The organism is Stenotrophomonas sp. T8, assembly GCF_051853085.1.
GTDB lineage: Bacteria > Pseudomonadota > Gammaproteobacteria > Xanthomonadales > Xanthomonadaceae > Stenotrophomonas > Stenotrophomonas sepilia.
Map to the genome: position 1 here is coordinate 2245175 of NZ_CP195329.1, position 16880 is coordinate 2262054.

At 67.8% G+C, this 16880-nt stretch carries 14 protein-coding genes; 10 read left to right on the forward strand and 4 right to left on the reverse strand.

From position 1 onward, the window contains the following. Positions 1-3 precede the first annotated feature (3 nt). From ACSDHM_RS10530 to ACSDHM_RS10570, 9 genes are all read left to right on the forward strand, one after another. Entirely contained in the window at positions 4-1362 is a 1359-nt protein-coding gene (locus ACSDHM_RS10530) for a type II and III secretion system protein family protein (RefSeq protein ID WP_188240894.1), read from the forward strand. Between the two features lie 28 nt (positions 1363-1390). After that, positions 1391-2647 (forward strand): AAA family ATPase, encoded by a 1257-nt coding sequence (locus tag ACSDHM_RS10535; protein WP_005416986.1) that lies wholly within the window; start codon positions 1391-1393, stop codon positions 2645-2647. Continuing rightward, the gene (locus ACSDHM_RS10540) at positions 2632-3978 is read left to right on the forward strand and encodes a CpaF family protein (RefSeq protein ID WP_061479830.1); all 1347 of its coding nucleotides are present in this window, start codon (positions 2632-2634) and stop codon (positions 3976-3978) included. The genes ACSDHM_RS10535 and ACSDHM_RS10540 overlap by 16 nt, the downstream gene beginning before the upstream one ends. Positions 3979-3980: 2 nt before the next feature. After that, entirely contained in the window at positions 3981-4937 is a 957-nt protein-coding gene (locus tag ACSDHM_RS10545; protein WP_088497882.1) for a type II secretion system F family protein, read from the forward strand. Between the two features lie 28 nt (positions 4938-4965). Continuing rightward, a complete protein-coding gene (locus ACSDHM_RS10550; protein ID WP_069138312.1) occupies positions 4966-5901 on the forward strand; it encodes a type II secretion system F family protein in 936 nt (311 codons plus the stop codon). After that, positions 5901-6791 carry a Flp pilus assembly protein TadD gene (locus tag ACSDHM_RS10555; protein WP_072167498.1) on the forward strand — a complete coding sequence of 297 codons (891 nt, stop codon included), beginning with the start codon at positions 5901-5903 and terminating at the stop codon, positions 6789-6791. Before ACSDHM_RS10550 ends, ACSDHM_RS10555 begins: the two co-directional genes overlap by 1 nt. Next, positions 6788-7255 (forward strand): DUF3613 domain-containing protein, encoded by a 468-nt coding sequence (locus ACSDHM_RS10560; RefSeq protein WP_072167497.1) that lies wholly within the window; start codon positions 6788-6790, stop codon positions 7253-7255. Before ACSDHM_RS10555 ends, ACSDHM_RS10560 begins: the two co-directional genes overlap by 4 nt. An 8-nt stretch (positions 7256-7263) precedes the next feature. Beyond that, positions 7264-9414 carry a TadG family pilus assembly protein gene (locus tag ACSDHM_RS10565; protein WP_439426256.1) on the forward strand — a complete coding sequence of 717 codons (2151 nt, stop codon included), beginning with the start codon at positions 7264-7266 and terminating at the stop codon, positions 9412-9414. Between the two features lie 99 nt (positions 9415-9513). Continuing rightward, positions 9514-10218 carry a DUF2968 domain-containing protein gene (locus tag ACSDHM_RS10570; protein WP_439426257.1) on the forward strand — a complete coding sequence of 235 codons (705 nt, stop codon included), beginning with the start codon at positions 9514-9516 and terminating at the stop codon, positions 10216-10218. Between the two features lie 76 nt (positions 10219-10294). Here ACSDHM_RS10570 and ACSDHM_RS10575 read toward each other — a convergent pair whose 3' ends face one another. Continuing rightward, positions 10295-10681, reverse strand: coding sequence for a hypothetical protein (locus tag ACSDHM_RS10575; protein ID WP_088497886.1), 387 nt, complete (start codon positions 10679-10681; stop codon positions 10295-10297). 186 nt (positions 10682-10867) lie between these two features. Between ACSDHM_RS10575 and ACSDHM_RS10580 the strand changes: the two genes are divergently transcribed. Beyond that, the gene (locus tag ACSDHM_RS10580; RefSeq protein ID WP_353080437.1) at positions 10868-11692 is read left to right on the forward strand and encodes an alpha/beta fold hydrolase; all 825 of its coding nucleotides are present in this window, start codon (positions 10868-10870) and stop codon (positions 11690-11692) included. 328 nt (positions 11693-12020) lie between these two features. On the opposite strand, the gene ACSDHM_RS10585 is transcribed toward ACSDHM_RS10580, so the two are convergent. The 3 genes from ACSDHM_RS10585 to ACSDHM_RS10595 are packed head-to-tail and all read right to left on the reverse strand — an operon-like array spanning position 12021 to position 16770. Next, positions 12021-13667 (reverse strand): MFS transporter, encoded by a 1647-nt coding sequence (locus tag ACSDHM_RS10585; protein ID WP_353080436.1) that lies wholly within the window; start codon positions 13665-13667, stop codon positions 12021-12023. Further along, the gene (locus ACSDHM_RS10590; RefSeq protein WP_353762639.1) at positions 13661-14944 is read right to left on the reverse strand and encodes an alginate export family protein; all 1284 of its coding nucleotides are present in this window, start codon (positions 14942-14944) and stop codon (positions 13661-13663) included. Before ACSDHM_RS10590 ends, ACSDHM_RS10585 begins: the two co-directional genes overlap by 7 nt. After that, positions 14923-16770, reverse strand: coding sequence for an amidohydrolase (locus ACSDHM_RS10595; RefSeq protein ID WP_439426977.1), 1848 nt, complete (start codon positions 16768-16770; stop codon positions 14923-14925). Before ACSDHM_RS10595 ends, ACSDHM_RS10590 begins: the two co-directional genes overlap by 22 nt. Positions 16771-16880: the final 110 nt, after the last annotated feature.

Consider the following 16880-nt stretch of genomic DNA (forward strand, 5'->3'; position numbering starts at 1 on the left):
TCCATGACCGAACGTCGCCGCCGTCCACGCCTCTCCCTCCGCCAGCGCTGGCTGGCCCTGCTGCTGGTGCTGCTGGCGCCGGCAACGAGCGTGGCCGCCGATGACCTGGTGCTGCAGGCGCGCGAGCAGCGTCCCTGGAACCTGCCGGCCGACCTGGAGCGGGTGGCCATTGCCGACCCGGGTGTGGCCGACATCGTGATGCTGCGCGGGCAGCGCCAGGCGCTGCTGGTCGGCAAGACGCCTGGCACCACCACCCTGCTGCTGTGGCACCGCAGACAGGCCGAGCCACAGCGGTTGACGGTACGGGTGCAGAGCGCCGTACAGGGCGCTGCCAGCACCGGCGGTACCGGGCTGGTGTTCACCCAGCAGGACCAGCAGGGCCTCCTGCAGGGAAGCACCGACAGCATGCTCACGCACATGCAGGAACAGCGCACTGCGGCGATGGCGCTGGGCAAGGACGGCATGCTTGCCGATGCGTCCACCATCAACAGTGGGGGCGTGGTCCAGGTCGAGGTCAAGGTGGTCGAGTTCAACAAGACCGCGATGAAGCAGATCGGCATCAACTTCCAGAACCGCAACGGCGGCTTCGCCTATGGCTTCGCGCGGCCCGGCACTGGCCTGCCCGGCAATACCGGCCTGCTGCCCGGCATGAAGGAAGGCAACAGCAGCAACGAGGCCGTGTCGCCGATTTCCTCGGCGTTCCGGCTGGTGTTCGGCTCGACCAAGGGACGGTGGAACGCCGATGTCGAACTGCTGCAGAGCAATGGCATGGCGCGCGTGCTGGCCGAGCCGACGCTGGTGGCACTGTCCGGCCAGAGCGCCAGCTTCCTGGCCGGTGGCGAGCTGCCGATCCTGGAGCCGCAGGGGCTTGGCACCACCACCATCACCTACAAGCCCTTCGGCATCGGCTTGACCGTGACCCCAACGGTACTGGCGCCGAACCGGATCGCGCTGAAGGTCGCGCCGGAGGCGAGCGACCTGGACTACAGCAACGCGATCGTGCTCAACAACGTGCAGATTCCCTCGATCACCACTCGTCGCGCCGATACCACGGTCGAGCTGGGTGATGGCGAGAGCTTCGTCATCGGTGGCCTGGTCAGCTCCAACATCGTCTCCAACGTCAACAAGATTCCACTGTTGGGCGACCTGCCGATCATTGGTTCGTTCTTCCGCAACTTCGACTACAAGCGCCAGGACAAGGAGCTGGTGATCATCGTCACCCCGCGTCTGGTGCAGCCGCTGGCACGCAACACCGAACTGCCGCTGCCTGGCGAGCGCGAAGCCAAGCCGCATCTTCCCGAATGGGGGTCGTGGTTGCTGGGGCCGGTCAGCCAGGACCCGGTGCCCGGCTTCTCGCGCTGACTTCCATGACGCCTGCGGAACCACGCCCATGCCCTACGCCACCGCCCAGCCGCTGCATCCGCAAGGACCGCCGATGAACCTGGTCCTGTACGGCATCGACCGCGAACTGCTGCCCCGGCTGGCCGCCAAGCTGCCGCCGACCACCACCCTGCACTGGCAGGACAGCAGTGCGCCGACGTCTGCGCAGGACCTGCAACGCGGGCCGCAGAGCCTGGTGCTGCTTGACTTCCGGCCCGAGCACGCGGCTGCCTCGAGCGTGCTGGCACAGCAGCTGCAGCAGACCCAACCGGACCTGGCGCTGGTCGCGGTCGGCGCCACCAGCGCCGGCCAGGTCGAAGGCGTGGTGATCGCGCTGCGCGCCGGCCTGCGCGATGTGCTGGACCTGGACAGTGACAACGCCGGCATCGAGGCGGCCCTGCGGCGTGCGCTGTCACCGCGCCCGGCCGCGGTGGCGCAGCACGCGCACAAGGCGCGCCTGATCGTGCTGCTGGGCGTGCGCGCAGGCGTCGGCACCAGTACCCTGGCCGCACATCTTTCGGTGCTGGCGCAACAGACGCGGGCCCTCGCCCAGGGCGATGCAGTGCAGCAGGACGGCCTGCTGATGGAACTGGCGCAGCCCGCCGGTGACCTTGCGCTGTACCTCAATCTCGACAGCCGCTTCCACTACGAGGATGCGCTGCGCAACGCCAGCCGCATCGACGCCACCCTTGCACGCACCGCGATGGCGCGCCATGACTCCGGGCTGGTGCTGCTGGACCGTGCCGGCGGCAGTGATGCCGTGCCCCCGTCCGACCCTGGCGCGCTGCTGCAGCGCCTGCGCGGGGTGTTCGCCAGCGTGCTGTGTGATGCCGGCGGCTGCCCGCTGCGGCAGCTGCCGCCGCTGTTGCTGGACCAGGCAGACGAGATCTGGCTGGTCACCGATGCGTCGATCGCCACGCTGGTCTCGCTGGACCAGGCACTGAAGCATCTTGCAGGCCAGCGCGAGCGCGAGAAACGCCTGCAACTGGTGATCAACCGCCACGACGACAGCAGCGGCATGAGCCCGGAACAGATCGCACGCCGCTTCGAACTGCCGTTGCTGGCGACATTGCCTGAACGACCGCGTGTGCGCCTTGCCGCCAGCCAGGGCCGCCTGCTGCTGCAGGATGCGCCGCGCGATCCCTACCTGCGTGCCCTCGCCCCGCTTGTGTCACGGCTGGACCCGGCTGCCTGCCCGGTCCAGCCGCATGGCCTGCGGGAAAGACTCTCCCTTGCCCTGGGTGGATCGCAATGGAAGACAAGGTAACCCCGTTCCCGCATGCCGTTGCCCGCCCGCTGCTGCACGAAAGCCCGGGCCACCTGCCGTTCGCACAGACCGAGCAGTACCAGAAGGTGCTGTCGGCCGCGCATGAGCACCTGCTCAACAGCATCGAGGACGAGCGCATCGACATCGATTCCTGGGCCCCGGATACCATCGCCCGCTGGGTGCAGGTACAGACCGTGGGCTTCATCCAGGAATGGCGCATCCCGATCAACGAAGAAGAGATGCAGGTGGTTGCCGAGGGCCTGGTCAAGGAGCTGACCGGTTTCGGCCCGCTGGACGACCTGCTCCACGACCCCTCCATCGAAGACATCCTGATCAACGGTTTCAAGGACGTGCACGTTTCGCAGGGTGGCCAGCTCCGGCGTGCCACCCAGCGCTTCACCGATGACACCCACCTGCTGCGCATCCTGCGCCGCATCCTCGCGCCGCTTGGCCGCCGGCTGGATGATTCCAATCCGATGGTCGATGCGCGCCTGCCCAACGGCGGCCGCCTCAACGCGATCATCTCGCCACTGGCGGTGGACGGGCCGATGGTGTCCATCCGCAAATTCCGCAAGGACCCGTTCACCCCCGACGAACTGCTCGCCAAGGGCACCTTCGACGCACCGATGCAGGCCCTGCTGAAGGCAATGGTGCTGGGCCGATGCAACATCCTGGTCTCCGGCGGCACCAGCTCCGGCAAGACCTCGCTGCTGAACGCACTGGCCAGCTACGTGCCACCCAGCGAGCGCGTCATCACCGTGGAGGACACCGCCGAGCTTTCGCTGAACCATCCGCACGTGGTGCGCCTGGAAAGCCGCATCGGTGGCGCCGAGGGCCAGGGCGCGGTCAGCATCCGCGACCTGGTGCGCAACAGTCTGCGCATGCGCCCGGACCGCATCGTGGTCGGCGAAGTGCGTGGCGCGGAAGTGCTGGAAATGCTGCAGGCGATGAACACCGGCCATGACGGATCGATGGCCACCATCCACGCCAACACGCCGCGCGACTGCCTGTACCGCATCGAGATGCTGGCCGGCTTTGCCGGCTTCCAGGGCAGCGAGGACAGCCTGCGCCGGCAGATTGCCAGCGCCATCGACTTCATCGTGCAGATCTCGCGGCTGGGCAGCGGGCGCCGGGTGCTGGTCTCGATCACCGAGATCACCGGGGTCAGTGACAACCTGATCACCACCCAGGAAATGTTCCGCCACGAGGTGCAGATCGACGCCGCCGGCCGCGAGACCGACCGCTGGATCGGCCTGGGCTTCCATCCGCACTCGCACAAGCTGGAGCCGTTCCGCCAGCAACTGCGTGAATCGCTCTACGGGGACTTCTGAGCATGGGCACCGGCCTGCTGCTGGGCGTGTTGAGCATCATCTCGGTGCTGCTGGCGCTGGCCGTCTGGCTATGGGGCACCGCCGCCAGCCGTGAGCAGCGCCAGGCCTCGCTGCAGCATGCCGAGCAACAGCTGGCGCGCGGCAGCGCGGCCGGCGCGGTACCGGCCGGGCCTGCCGTTGCGGCGGCCAACGATTCGACCCGCCCGGCCAGCGCCGGAACCCGTGTACTGCCGTGGGACGGTGTCCTGCAGCGCGCCGGCCTTCAGCCGGGCTGGAAGCTGCCACTGATGCTGCTGGTGCCGGGACTGGTGCTTGCGGTCGTGGCGGCGATGCGGCTGGGCACGGCCTGGATGTTTCCGCTGACCCTGCTGCTGTACCTGCTGGGCTGCTGGCTGTGGGTGATGCGCCGGATCACGAAGCTGCGCGCGCAGCTGCTGCACCAGATGCCGGACTTTCTCGACAACCTGGTCCGCCTCACCGCGCTGGGCAACAGCCTGCAGGCCGCGTTCCAGGTGTCTTCGATGCAGACCAGCGCGCCACTGCGCGGCCTGCTCGACACCACGGTGCGCTATGCGCGCAGCGGCATGGACCTGGATCGTGCATTGAGCCTGGCCGCGCAGCCGTACCGGATGGACGTACTGAAGGTGCTGGCAGTGGTGATCGGCGTGAGCGTGCGCATCGGTGGCCGCGCCGACCAGATCCTGCAACGCATGGGCGATTTCATGCGCGACCTGGAACAGGCCCAGCAGGAACTGGCGGCCACCACCTCGGAAACACGGATGTCGGCCTGGGTGCTGGGGCTGCTGCCACCCGCCAGTGCGGTGCTGATGGCGATCTCCAGCCCGGCGTTCTTCCAGCCGGTGCTGCACGACCCGCTCGGTCACAGGATCCTGCTGATCGCACTGGGCCTGGAACTGCTCGGGGCGTTCCTGCTGTACCGCCTGGCCAAATCGCTATGACCGCCCGCAGCCGCCCCGGAGGTGCCCGATGAGCGCCAGCGCCTGGTTCGCCCTTTCGCTGCTGGTGCTGGCAGCCGGCGTCGCCCTGCTCGGTATCGCCGGCTGGGTGCGCAGCCATCGCGAGCACCGCACCTCAGCCACACTGAAAACCGCCCTTCAGCCGCGTGAAGAAGGCCGCGACACCGAGGCCACGCGCCGCGACTCACTGGGCTGGATCGAGCGCTTCGGGCGCTCGCTCAGTGGCGGCCGCCTGGAGGCCGCACTGCTTGCCAACGAAGACAAGCTGCTGTTGGACCTGGCTGGCTGGAACACGCGCCGCGGCACCGCGATCTATCTCGGCCTGCGCCTGCTGCTTGCCCTGTTGGTGCTGGCGCTGGCGCTGGCGTTCAGCAGCGCGCACGGGCTTGCCAAGGTGATGGTGGTGATCGGTGCGCTGGCGGCCGGGCTGCTGCTGCCGAAGTTCGTGCTGTCGTCGTGGGTCAAGCGCCGCCGCCGTGCGGTCGAGAACGAGCTGCCCCTGCTGATCGACCTGCTGCGCCTGCTGCAGGGCGTGGGCTTCAGCATGGACCAGAGCCTGCAGACGCTGGGCGACAAGCTGCGCGATGCATTGCCGGTACTCGGCGGCGAACTGCAGGAAGCCAATGTGGCCTATACCCATGGCCGCACGCGCGCGCAGTCATTGCGGCGGCTGAGCGAGGTCTACGCCGATGATGACCTGGCCAGCCTGATGCAGTTGATCCTGCAGGTGCATGCGCACGGCGGCGCAGTGCAGGAGCCGTTGCGCCAGTTCAGCCTCCGCCTGCGCGAACAGCGCCGCAACGCGTTGAAGGAAAAGGTCGGCAAGCTCTCGGTGAAGATGACCGTGGTGATGATGCTGACCCTGTTGCCGGCACTGATGCTGGTGCTTGCCGGCCCGGCGCTGGTCGCGCTGGCCACCACCCTGTCCAAGATGGGATCCCCCTGATGCCTCCCCTGCACACCTCCTGCCTGCTGCTTGCCGTCACCCTCGCCGCCCTGGCCAGTGGCTGCGCCTCGACCACGCCGAAGTATGTGCGGGCGCCCAGCCTTGCGCCGCCGGAACCCGATCCGCAGGACAGCCGCAACGCCTATCTGGAGCTGATCGAACGCATGCAGCAGCAGGGCGCCTGGTATGCCTCGCTGGCCCATGTGGAGGCCTTCCGCCAGCGCTATGGTGATCGTCCTGCCCTGCGCCTGCTGCAGGCCGACGCACTGCGTGAGACCGGCCAGACCGACGCGGCGGTCGCGCTGTATCGCGAGCTGTCCAGCGGGCCGCAGGCCGCCGCTGCGGCACATGGCCTGGGCCTGATCGCCGCACGTCGCGACGACGATGCCGGCAGCGAACAGGCCCTGGCGCGCGCTACGCAGCTGCAGCCCTTGAACACCGACTACCTTGGCGACCTGGGCTATGCACGGCTGCGTGCCGGCCGGTTCGATCAGGCCCGCGAGCCGCTGGCCAAGGCCCTGGAGCTTTCACCGGGCAACGCCAAGGCAACGGCCAACCTTGCACTCTGGGCGGTACTGCGCGGCGACCAGGCCACGGCGGAGCGGCTATCGGCACAGGCCAGCCTCAACGAGGAAACGCGCCGAAGCATCCAGCAGCAGGCCCAGCAGATCCGGACGCGCCTGCAGCAACGACAGGCCGCTGCTGCCGCCAACGCAGCCACACCTGCACATACGGCCAGCGTCGAGAGTGGCGCTCGTGCATCGGGCGGCGCACGGCTGGCGGGCGAACCCCACCGCGACCCGCGCGACCAACGCGATCCGCAGCGCCTGCCACCCTCGATGCTGGAACGCTTCAGCGCCACCGACCACCCGACCGGAAGCACACCATGACCACGATGCGCCAGATCCGACGCCTGTTGCCCGTGCTGTGCTGCCTGCTTGTTGCCGGTGCCGTGCAGGCGCAGCAACAGCCATTGACCGGACAGATGCTCGGTGGCCCCTCGCCGTCGCCAGCGGCCACGGTGCCCATGCAGGCCGAACCGCTCCCCACCGTGGAGTTGGCCGCACCCGCCGCATCCGCCGAGGTGACTGGCGCGCAACCGGCAACCGTCGCAAACGACGTCGCACCAGCATCGCCCGCAGCACCGCGCGCGCGCCTGCCCAGCGGCGAGGCGACCCGCAATCTGTTCCGCCTGCAGGCCTCCGGGCAGCAGGCCGGCCAGCGGCTGCCGATCCTGGGTGACCAGGCCACGCTGAGCTATGCGCGTTACCTGAAGAGCTTTGAACACGAGATCCCGGACTTCTTTGAGACCGATGTCTCCCGGTCCAAGGACGCCTCCTCCTCCGGACGCTGAGGTCGGCCATGAAACGCCCACGCCAGTTCAGTTTCAGCCGCGCACGCGGCGGCATGTCGGTCACGATGATGCTGGTCATGCTGGCGCTGTTGGCCATGCTGGGCCTGATCGAGATCGGCTATCTGTTCTGGGCCAAGCGTGATGCGCAGAAGGTGGCCGACCTTGCCGCTCTGGCCGGCGCACAGCGACTGGAGCTGTGCAGCCCGGACAACAGCGACAACAGCGCTGCCCGGCAGAATGCGGTGGCCCAGAACGGGTTCGCAGGCACCCTGCAGATCCGCTGCGGCAACTGGAGCGCCAGCCGTGGCACCGGCACCCGCTTCGTCACCAGCGTCGATGCCAGCAATCCCCGCAATGCCGTTCAGGTGATCGCCGAGCGCAGCGTGCTGCCCTTCTTCGGGCAGACTTCCGGCCTGCCCACCGTGAGCGTGCAGGCCGTGGCGCGCCGTGCCGAACCCACCGCGGTGTTTGCGGTCGGCTCGCAGCTGCTACGGACCAATGGCGATTCAGTGCTGCTGTCCACCCTGCGCCTGGTTGGCCTGGACGTCACCAATGCCACGGTGCTGTCCTATGACGGCCTGGCGCAGGCCAACGTGACTCCGTCCGGCCTGCTGAAAGCGCTCAACATACCGGTAAGCGCCAACCTCAGCGTGGCCGATTTCAACCGCCTGCTGTCGGTCAACAAGATTTCGCTGGCACAGCTGGTCGATGCCACCGCCACCGTGGTCGGCCGTGACTCCGCAGTGGGGGTGCAGCTGCGCGCCCTGTCCGATCTGGTTGCCACCCAGCTGGACATCAACAAGCTCAACATCGTGCTTGGCAGCCAGTCCGGCGGCGGTGGCCTGTTTGCCGAAGTTGTCTCGCCCGACGGCACAGTCGGCAGCGCACTGGAGTCACAGATCAACGTGCTCAACCTGATCAGCACCGCGATCTCCATCGCCAACGATGGCAACGGCGTGGCGGTCAAGGGACTGGACCTGCTGGGCATCAGCATCCAGGCAGGCGTGGTCGAGCCGCCATCGATCGCCATCGGCGGTGTCGGCAGCCGTGCCTACAACGCGCAGGTGCGGCTGATGGCGGACGTGGACAGCAACAACCTGTTCGCCCTGGGGCCGCTGCTGAACCTGCTTGGCACGCGCCTGCACCTGCCGCTGCACGTCGACGTGGCCAACGGCATGGGCACACTGACCGGCATCCAGTGCGGCGGCAATCCACCCAAGGCCACGATCCAGGTGGACTCGTCGGTGCTGCGCGCCTGCGTCGGCAATGTCGACCCTGCACAGCGCTTCTCCAAGGCCAATGTCTGCGACGCCACGCTGCAGGACGAACAGCTGCTGAAGCTGCTGGGCCAACCATTGATCAACGACAGGATTACCCTGCCTGCCCTGACCAGCACGCAGACCCTGACCCTGGCCGCCGGTGAGACCGGCTCGACCCGGTTCAACCCGCTCGCGATCGGTGACGCAGTGTCGAGCCTGGTGAACGAACTGCTACGGGTGCTGTCGGGCATGCTCAATTCGCCCAAGCAGGGCATGAACGCCAACGACACCGCCAAGGCGCTGGCCGATCGCTACCTGCAGGCGGCCTTTCCCACTGGCGGACGCTACAACGTCGACCAGGTCATCCCGCTGCTGCGCGATGGCGATCCGGCACGCAATCTCGCCCCGCTGGGCAACTGGACGGTGAAGCATGGCGTCCCCAAGCCCTGCCTGCTGGGCCTGACCACCTGCTGGGAAGACGGTTCGGTGTGGACCGGTTACAGGACGACCGTCACCGGCCAGGGCCTGGGCCTGCTCGATGGCCTGCTTGGCTCGCTGGTCGGCGGCCTGCTGATCAACCGCTGCGACAGCCTGCTCGGCAACCTGATCGATTACAACGGCTGCGTGCGCAACAATCTGGCGTCGTACATCCAGACCGCACCTGTCGGCTTTCTCGATGGTGCGGGGGGAACGGGTGTCACCAACCCCGATGGCAGCGTCAGCTGCAGCGGCCTGCTGTGCACCGTGCTGAAGCCGATCCTGGCCGCACTGCGGCCGGTGCTCAACAGTGTCGGCACCCTGCTGACCAACCTGCTGGCCAGCGTGCTGGGCCTTGAACTGGGCCGGACCGACGTCAACGTGCAGTCGATCCAGTGCAGCGCCGCACAGCTGGTCTACTGACCCGTGACGGGCGCCCTTGGCGGCGCCCACACCCATGCTAGACTCCCGGCGGGGAACCACCTTCATATCAACCCACACTCATCCGTGGATGGTCTAGACATGCGAGAAACTTCAGGGGGCGCGGTCTTTGCCCGGCACGCGCGCAGCGCGGCAGTGCTGGCCGTGGTCATGATGCTGGTGGCACCGGCAGCGATGGCTGCACGTGGCGACCGTGAGGCGGCAGCCGAACCGGCGCGCAGCGCGCCGGTGGTGCGCAATACCGTGGACGAACTCAAGCAGTTGATGGACTCGCGCCAGCTGACCGAGCTGCGCACCACCTACAACGGCAACTACGGCGCCAGCCTGCTGTTCAATGCCAACACCCTGACCTACTACGTCGCCCTGTTCCAGGAGAAGAACTTCTGGCGGGTGATCAAGACCGATGCGGTGGACAACGCCGAGCGCGTCTACCGCACCTTCGCGCAGCAGTCCGAACAGCTGGCCCAGGTCTACATCGACACCACCCGCCTTGAAGCCGGCAAGCGCTACACCGAGCGCCTGGTGGCCTACAACGAGGAACGCCTGCGTACCCTGCAGCAGGAAATGGAACAGCAGCAGGCGCAGTCGGCCCAGGTCAGCGCCGCCCTGCAGCAGGCCCAGCAGCAGGCCGTGAGCCTCAGCACCGACGTGCAGAGCACCAACAGCCAGCTGGACGCCCTGCAGCGCCGCATCCAGATCCTGCAGGCCGAACAGGGCAACCCGGAGTTCAGCCTGCCCAAGCCGGACAGCGTGCCCGCACCGGCGGCCGCCAGCAACGGTCGCTGAGAGCTGCACTCACGGTACTCCACGCGACGGCGCCCTATGGCGCCGTTGTCGTTTTCGGCACTTCAGCGTCCCCGCGTCACTGGCAGGCGCCGTAGACCGCGTCATCCAGCTGCCGGCGCTGCACGAAATCCAGGCGCCGACGCTTGAGCAACGCCTGCTCGCGATGACGCCGGGCACGCTCGCAGGCCGCCGCATCCGTGCTGATCGTGATCAGCGCACCGTGCGCCCGCGCCGCACGCCGTGGCCGGGGCGATGGCTTCGGTGTCGAGGCCGCTGGCGCCACAGCGCCGCGGGACAATGACTGCTCCGCGGGCACGTCCCAGCGCCATGCGGCGCGCCCCTGGCAGGGTGTCTGCTGGTAGACCGGGTGCGGTCCATCCACGCACTTGTAGACATGGGTCTGTGCCGGCGCTGCCATGGGCAGCAGCAGGCACAGCATCAGCGACCATCGCATGGCGGGCATCCGTGCGTTCCTGTGGCGGGCTGCGCTCATCCTCGGCACACGGCTCCCGTCCTGCCAGAGCGATACGCGTCACATCCGATGCAATCCAGCACAGCCGTGCAAGTCGGTCGCCTGCGCCTGCGCTGTACTGCCGAAGGCACCGGCATCCTGCCGAAGCCTTCCCTCCCTTCCGCCAAGGAACCTGCAATGAGCAACTTCGTCACCGTCGCCGATGGCGCCCGCATCTTCTACAAGGATTGGGGCACCGGCCAGCCGATCGTGTTCGCCCACGGTTGGCCGCTGACTTCCGATGCCTGGGATCCGCAGATGCTGTTCATGGGCCAGAACGGCTTTCGCGTGGTCGCCCACGATCGCCGCAGCCACGGACGCTCCAGCCAGACCTGGGATGGCAACAACATGGACACCTATGCCGATGACCTGGCCGCGGTGATCGAAGCGCTGGACCTGAAGGACGCGATCCTGGTCGGCCATTCCACCGGCGGCGGTGAAGTGGCCCATTACATCGGCCGCCACGGCAGCGCGCGCGTGGCCAAGGTGGTGCTGGTCGGCGCCGTGCCGCCGCTGATGCTGAAGACCGCTGGCAACCCCGCCGGCACCCCGCTGGAGGTCTTCGACGGTATCCGCAAGGGTACCGGCGGCGACCGTTCGCAGTTCTTCAAGGACCTGACCACCCCGTTCTTCGGCGCCAACCGGGATGGCAACAACGTCACCCAGGGCATGCGCGATGCGTTCTGGCTGCAGGGCATGCTCGGTGGCGTCAAGGGCCAGTACGACTGCGTGCACGAATTCTCGGAAGTGGACTACACCGAGGACCTGAAGAAGATCGACGTGCCGGCGCTGGTCGTGCACGGCGATGACGACCAGATCGTGCCGTTCGATGCCTCGGCCAAGCTGTCCTCGCAGATCATCAAGGATGCCGAACTGAAGGTGTACGCCGGTGCGCCGCATGGCCTGACCATCACCCACGCCGACCAGTTCAACGCCGACCTGCTGGCATTCGCACGCAAGTGAGGTATCGCGGCGGCGCCGCAACGGTGCCGCCGCCACTTCGGTAGTGCCGGCCACTGGCCGGCAACCCGATCAACCCGTCGCGATCCTGCACAGCCGGCCAGCGACCGGCTCTACCACCGGCAGGTCAACCGCCTCCGCTTCGGTAGTGCCGGCCGCTGGCCGGCACCCCGATCAATCCTTCGCGATCCTGCACAGCCGGCCAGCGGCCGGTTCTACCACTGGCAGGTCAACCGCCGCCCCTTCGGTAGTGCCGGCCACTGGCCGGCACCCCGATCAATCCATCGCGATCCTGCGCAGCCGGCGAGCGGCCGGCTCTAGCCGCGACGGCTCAGATGTCGGCATGGTGATGTGGCACGGAGGCGGGCAGCGGATCATGGCCACCCACGAAGTGGCGCACCACCGGCGCGCGCTCTCCCCGATGCAATCCGCGTAGTTCTTCCTGGATCGCCTTGTCGTCGGCGGTGATGCGCTCGTGCTGGCGAAGGTGCTCCAGCCATGACGGGGTCACGAAATACTCCAGGTGGATTCCCGGTGTTGCCACGTCTTCGACTACGCCCCAGACCACCGCACCGTCGCGACGACGGATGGATCCCATCGCGCGCATCTGCGCCTGGAACGCGGCACGATCAGCATCATCGATGCGATACTCGATGGTGACCAGCACCGGACCTCGATCGTTCGACACCGGCACCGACAGCTCGGGTGCCGGCCAGTGCCCGGCCGGGCGCAGGTTCAGGTCCTCGGTGCCGGCGATGCGCACGCGCCACACCAGCAATCCGCCGATCACCGCACCGGCCGCTGCCACCAGCAACGCCAGTTCGGGCGAGGTGCGCTGAGCGAGCGCGCCCCAGCTCAGGCCGCCGGCGGCCATGCCGGCAGAGAACACCATGATGTACAGCGCCAGCGCACGCGCACGTACCCATGCCGGAACCGCAGTCTGCGCAGCGATCTGCAGCGACGACAGCACGGTGATCCACGCAAAACCATTGACCAGCATCACCGCCGGAAGCACGTACCAGCTGCGGGTCAGCGCCAGCCCGACCAGGCTCAGGGCCAGCGACAACGTCGCCAGCAGTACCAGCAGGTCGCGATCCAGCTGTGCGCGCAGCTTCGGCAGCAGCAACGCACCGCCCACTGCACCGATGCCGATGCAGCCCAGCAGCATGCCGTACTGCCCCGCCCCACCCTGCATCTGCCCACGCACCACCACCGGCAACAGCGCGTTCATTGCCGCGGCGAAGAAGAAGAAGCCGACCGACTTGATCAGCACCGCCTGCAGCCGTCCGGCACGGCTGGCGTAGCGCAGGCCCGCTTTCAATCCGGCACCGAAGCCTTCCGGCGGCAAGCTCGACTGCTTTGGGTCGCGCTTCCAGCCCCACACCACGAACAGCATTGCGGCGAAGGTGATGGCATTGAAGCCGAACGCCCAGACCGCACCCAGCTGGGCGACGATCACGCCGCCGATGGCCGGGCCGATCGAACGGGCGATATTGATGCCGATCGAGTTCAGCGCCACCGCCGAGGCCAGCATCGGCTGCGGCACCAGTTCGGAGACGATGGCGGCCTGCGCGGGCATTGCCATCGCCGCACCGCAGCCCATGCAGAAGGTCAGCAGCACCAGCAACTGCGGGGTCAGCAGGTCCATCGCGGTCAACGCAGCCATCGCTGCGGCCACCAGCAGCATCCAGCCCTGGGTCGCCAACAGGTACTTCCGACGATCGACAATGTCGGCCAGGGTGCCGGCAGCGAGCGCCAGCAGCACGATCGGCACTGTGGTGGCCGACTGCACCAGGGCCACCATCAACGGCGAACCGGTGCGCTCGGCCATCACCCAGGCGGCGGCCACATCATTGACCCAGGTGCCGATGTTGCTGGCCAGGATCGCCAGCCAGATCGAACGGAACATCTGGATCTTCAGCGGGGACCAGGCCCCTGCGGCCTGTACGGGGGGTTGCGACGAGGTTGCGTTCACCATTGCCATGCTCCAACGATCGAGGCGAACAGCGTGTCCTGGCCTCCAGCCTGCTTCAGTGCAGGACCGGCGTCGACCCAGGCCAGCTGCAGCTGCCATTGCCAGTGTTCGCTGGCCTGCCAGCGGGTTTCGGATTTGTACTGGGTGCCGATGCGGCGCGCGCCACCGGCGCTGCCCGGCAACGCCACCAGCGGCGCCGGCGTGGTGTAGACCGCATCGGCACGACGATGCTTCCAGGCCATCTGTACGCCCAGTTCCGTCGTCACCGCATCGTGCAGGCGCAGGGCCAGGGTCGGCTGCAGGTCCAGCAGATTGGCCGGGGCCAGCAGGCTGGCCTCGCTGAAGTAGGCCGATTTCGGGAACAGTGCATTGAAGGTGCCCAATCGCCGGTCGTGCAGGTTGCCATCGCCACTGGCGACGTCGGCCTTCAGGCCCACGCGCGGTTGCAGCGGCACATCCCTCCAGCGCCAGCCGGTGTCGGTCGCCAGCGTCCATGCACGGATGTCGAGGGTGCCGGTGGCGGCACGCAGCTCACCGCCCTGCGCCACCAGCTCGCTGTTCCAGTCCAGTGCACCAGCCTGGCCGAACCAGCGTGCACCGAGGGTCTGCCGGCGCTCGGTTCCGGAGCCCGCCGCAAAGCGCGCACCGTCGCGGCGGTAGTCCAGCAGGTACAGATCCCACTGTCCCACGCCCTGCCCGCGTGCCGCGGTGGCATAGGCACCCCACAGGTGCGCACCGTGTTCGCTGCGATCATCAAAGGCACCCGGCCGGTTCTCGACCGGCCGCAGGGCCATCAAGTCAAGCGTGCCGAGCCGCCCCTTCCAGCCCAGGCGCGCACCGTCGAAGGCCAGGCGGATGTTCGGCCCATCGCGCACCGACAACAGCCGCGAGCTGCCATAGCCGGCTTCCTGCCGGCCGAGCTGCACATGGAAGCCACCGCGCTGCCAGCGCCAGTACGCCTGCTGCACGTCCAAGGCACCACGGTCGGTGCGGCCCGGGCCGCCTGCCTTGCCATTCTCGGCATGCACGCCCAGCTGCAGTTTTGCCTGCCAGGTGTCCTCCACATAGGTGGCCGAAGCCAGTGCACGCAGCAGGCCATAGCCATCTTCGCCGCCGCCGATACCGAACCGGGTCGGGTCGTAGTACAGGCCACGCAGGCGCAGCGATGCGTCCAGCTGCAGCTCGCCGTTGCCCGCGTCGCTGCAGCGGCCGCCTTCGCAGGCCAGCGCCAGCGAGGGCACGGACAGCAGCGCCAGGCTCAGAACGCGAAGCACGAGCATCCCATCGCGCCCCAGAAGGCGGTCAGGTCATCGGTGGGCGCCGCATGCTGCGCGGCATGCCCGTGAGCACCATGCGTACTGCAGGCCACACCGTGATGGTGGCGATGGGCAGCTGCCAACCCGGTGGCAGCACCGCCGACATGGTAACCACCGAACCGGTTGACCGGCGACCAGTCCGGCATCGCCGGCGGCAGCTGCGGCGCCAGCCCAGCATAATCGCCGTCGGCGTGCACGATGCGCCCGCCGACCACGGTCAGCATGCTGGTGATGTCGGCGATCTGCGCGTCGTCGACGCGGAAGAAATCGGCCGAGAGCAGGATGAAGTCGGCCAGCTGACCAACCTTCAATGTCCCCTTCACTGCTTCGTCGCCGGAGAACCAGGCGCTGCCCTGGGTCCACAGGCGCAGCGCCTGCTCGCGTTCGAGCAGGTTTTCCTCGCCATACAGGGCCAACCCGCCCACGGTGCGCCCGGTCACCAGCCAGGACAACGCCACCCACGGGTTGTAGCTGGCCACGCGGGTGGCGTCGGTGCCTGCGCCCACCGGCACGCCCTCGGCCAACATGCGCCTGACCGGCGGCGTGTGCTGTGCCGCCTGCACACCGTAGCGCTCGACGAAGGCTTCGCCCTGGTAAGCCATGCGGTGCTGCACGGCGATACCCCCACCCAGCGCGCGGATGCGCTCGATATTGCGCGGAGTGATGGTCTCGGCGTGGTCGATGAACCAGTGCAGGCCATCGAACGGCACCTCCCGGTTGACCTGTTCGTATACATCCAGGATGCGGGTGATGCTCTCGTCGTAGGTGGCGTGGATGCGGAACGGCCAGCGCTTCTCGACCAGCAGCTTCACCACGTCGTGCAGTTCGGGCTCCAGCTCCGGCGGCAGTTCCGGGCGCGGCTCGTTGAACAGTTCGAAGTCGGCGGCAGAGAACACCAGCATCTCGCCCGCGCCGTTGTGGCGCAGAAGGTCATCGCCCTGGCGCGGCTGCAGGATCTCGCTCCAGCCACGGAAGTCATCCACTTCCCTGCCCTTGTTCTGGGTGAACAGGTTGTAGGCGATGCGCACCGTCAGCTGATCATCGCGATGCAGCTGCTCGATGACCTGGTAGTCCTCGGGGTAGTTCTGGAAGCCACCGCCGGCGTCGATCACCGAAGTGATGCCAAGCCGGTTCAGTTCGCGCATGAAATGGCGCGTCGAGTTGGCCTGGTATTCGATCGGCAGGCGCGGGCCCTTGGCCAGCGTGGCGTACAGGATCAGCGCATTGGGCTTGGCCAGCAGCAGCCCGGTCGGGTTGCCCAGCGAATCGCGCACGATCTGGCCACCCGGCGGATCCGGTGTGTCCTTGCTGTAGCCGCAGGCGCGCAGCGCGGCGCGGTTGAGCAGTGCGCGGTCATACAGGTGCAGCAGGAACACCGGCGTATCCGGTGCGATGTCGTTGAGCTCCTGCAGCGTCGGCAGGCGCTTCTCGTTGAACTGCGCGGCGGTGAAGCCACCGACCACGCGGACCCACTGCGGCGCGGGAGTACGGTCTACCTGGGCCTTCAGCATGTCCAGGGCGTCGCCCAGCGAACGCAGGCCGTCCCAGCGCAGCTCCAGGTTGTAGTTCAGGCCACCACGGATCAGGTGAGTGTGGCTGTCGTTGAGGCCGGGCAGCAGGCGCCGGCCCTGGGCGTCGATCAAGGTCGCTTCATTGCCCCAGCCGCGCATGATCTCCTCGTCGCTGCCGACGGCCACGATGCGGCCTTCCTGTACAGCCAGCGCCTGCGCATGCGGCTGCTGCGGGTCGAGGGTGGTAATGCGGGCATTGCGGATGACCAGCGTGCTCATGCGACGCTCCTTGGAAGTGGAATCGAGTGCGGCACCGGCGCGACCTGCCAGGCCGAGCGCAACAGCGGCGCCGCTGGCCAGCACCACGTTGCGGCGGCCATGATCGAGGG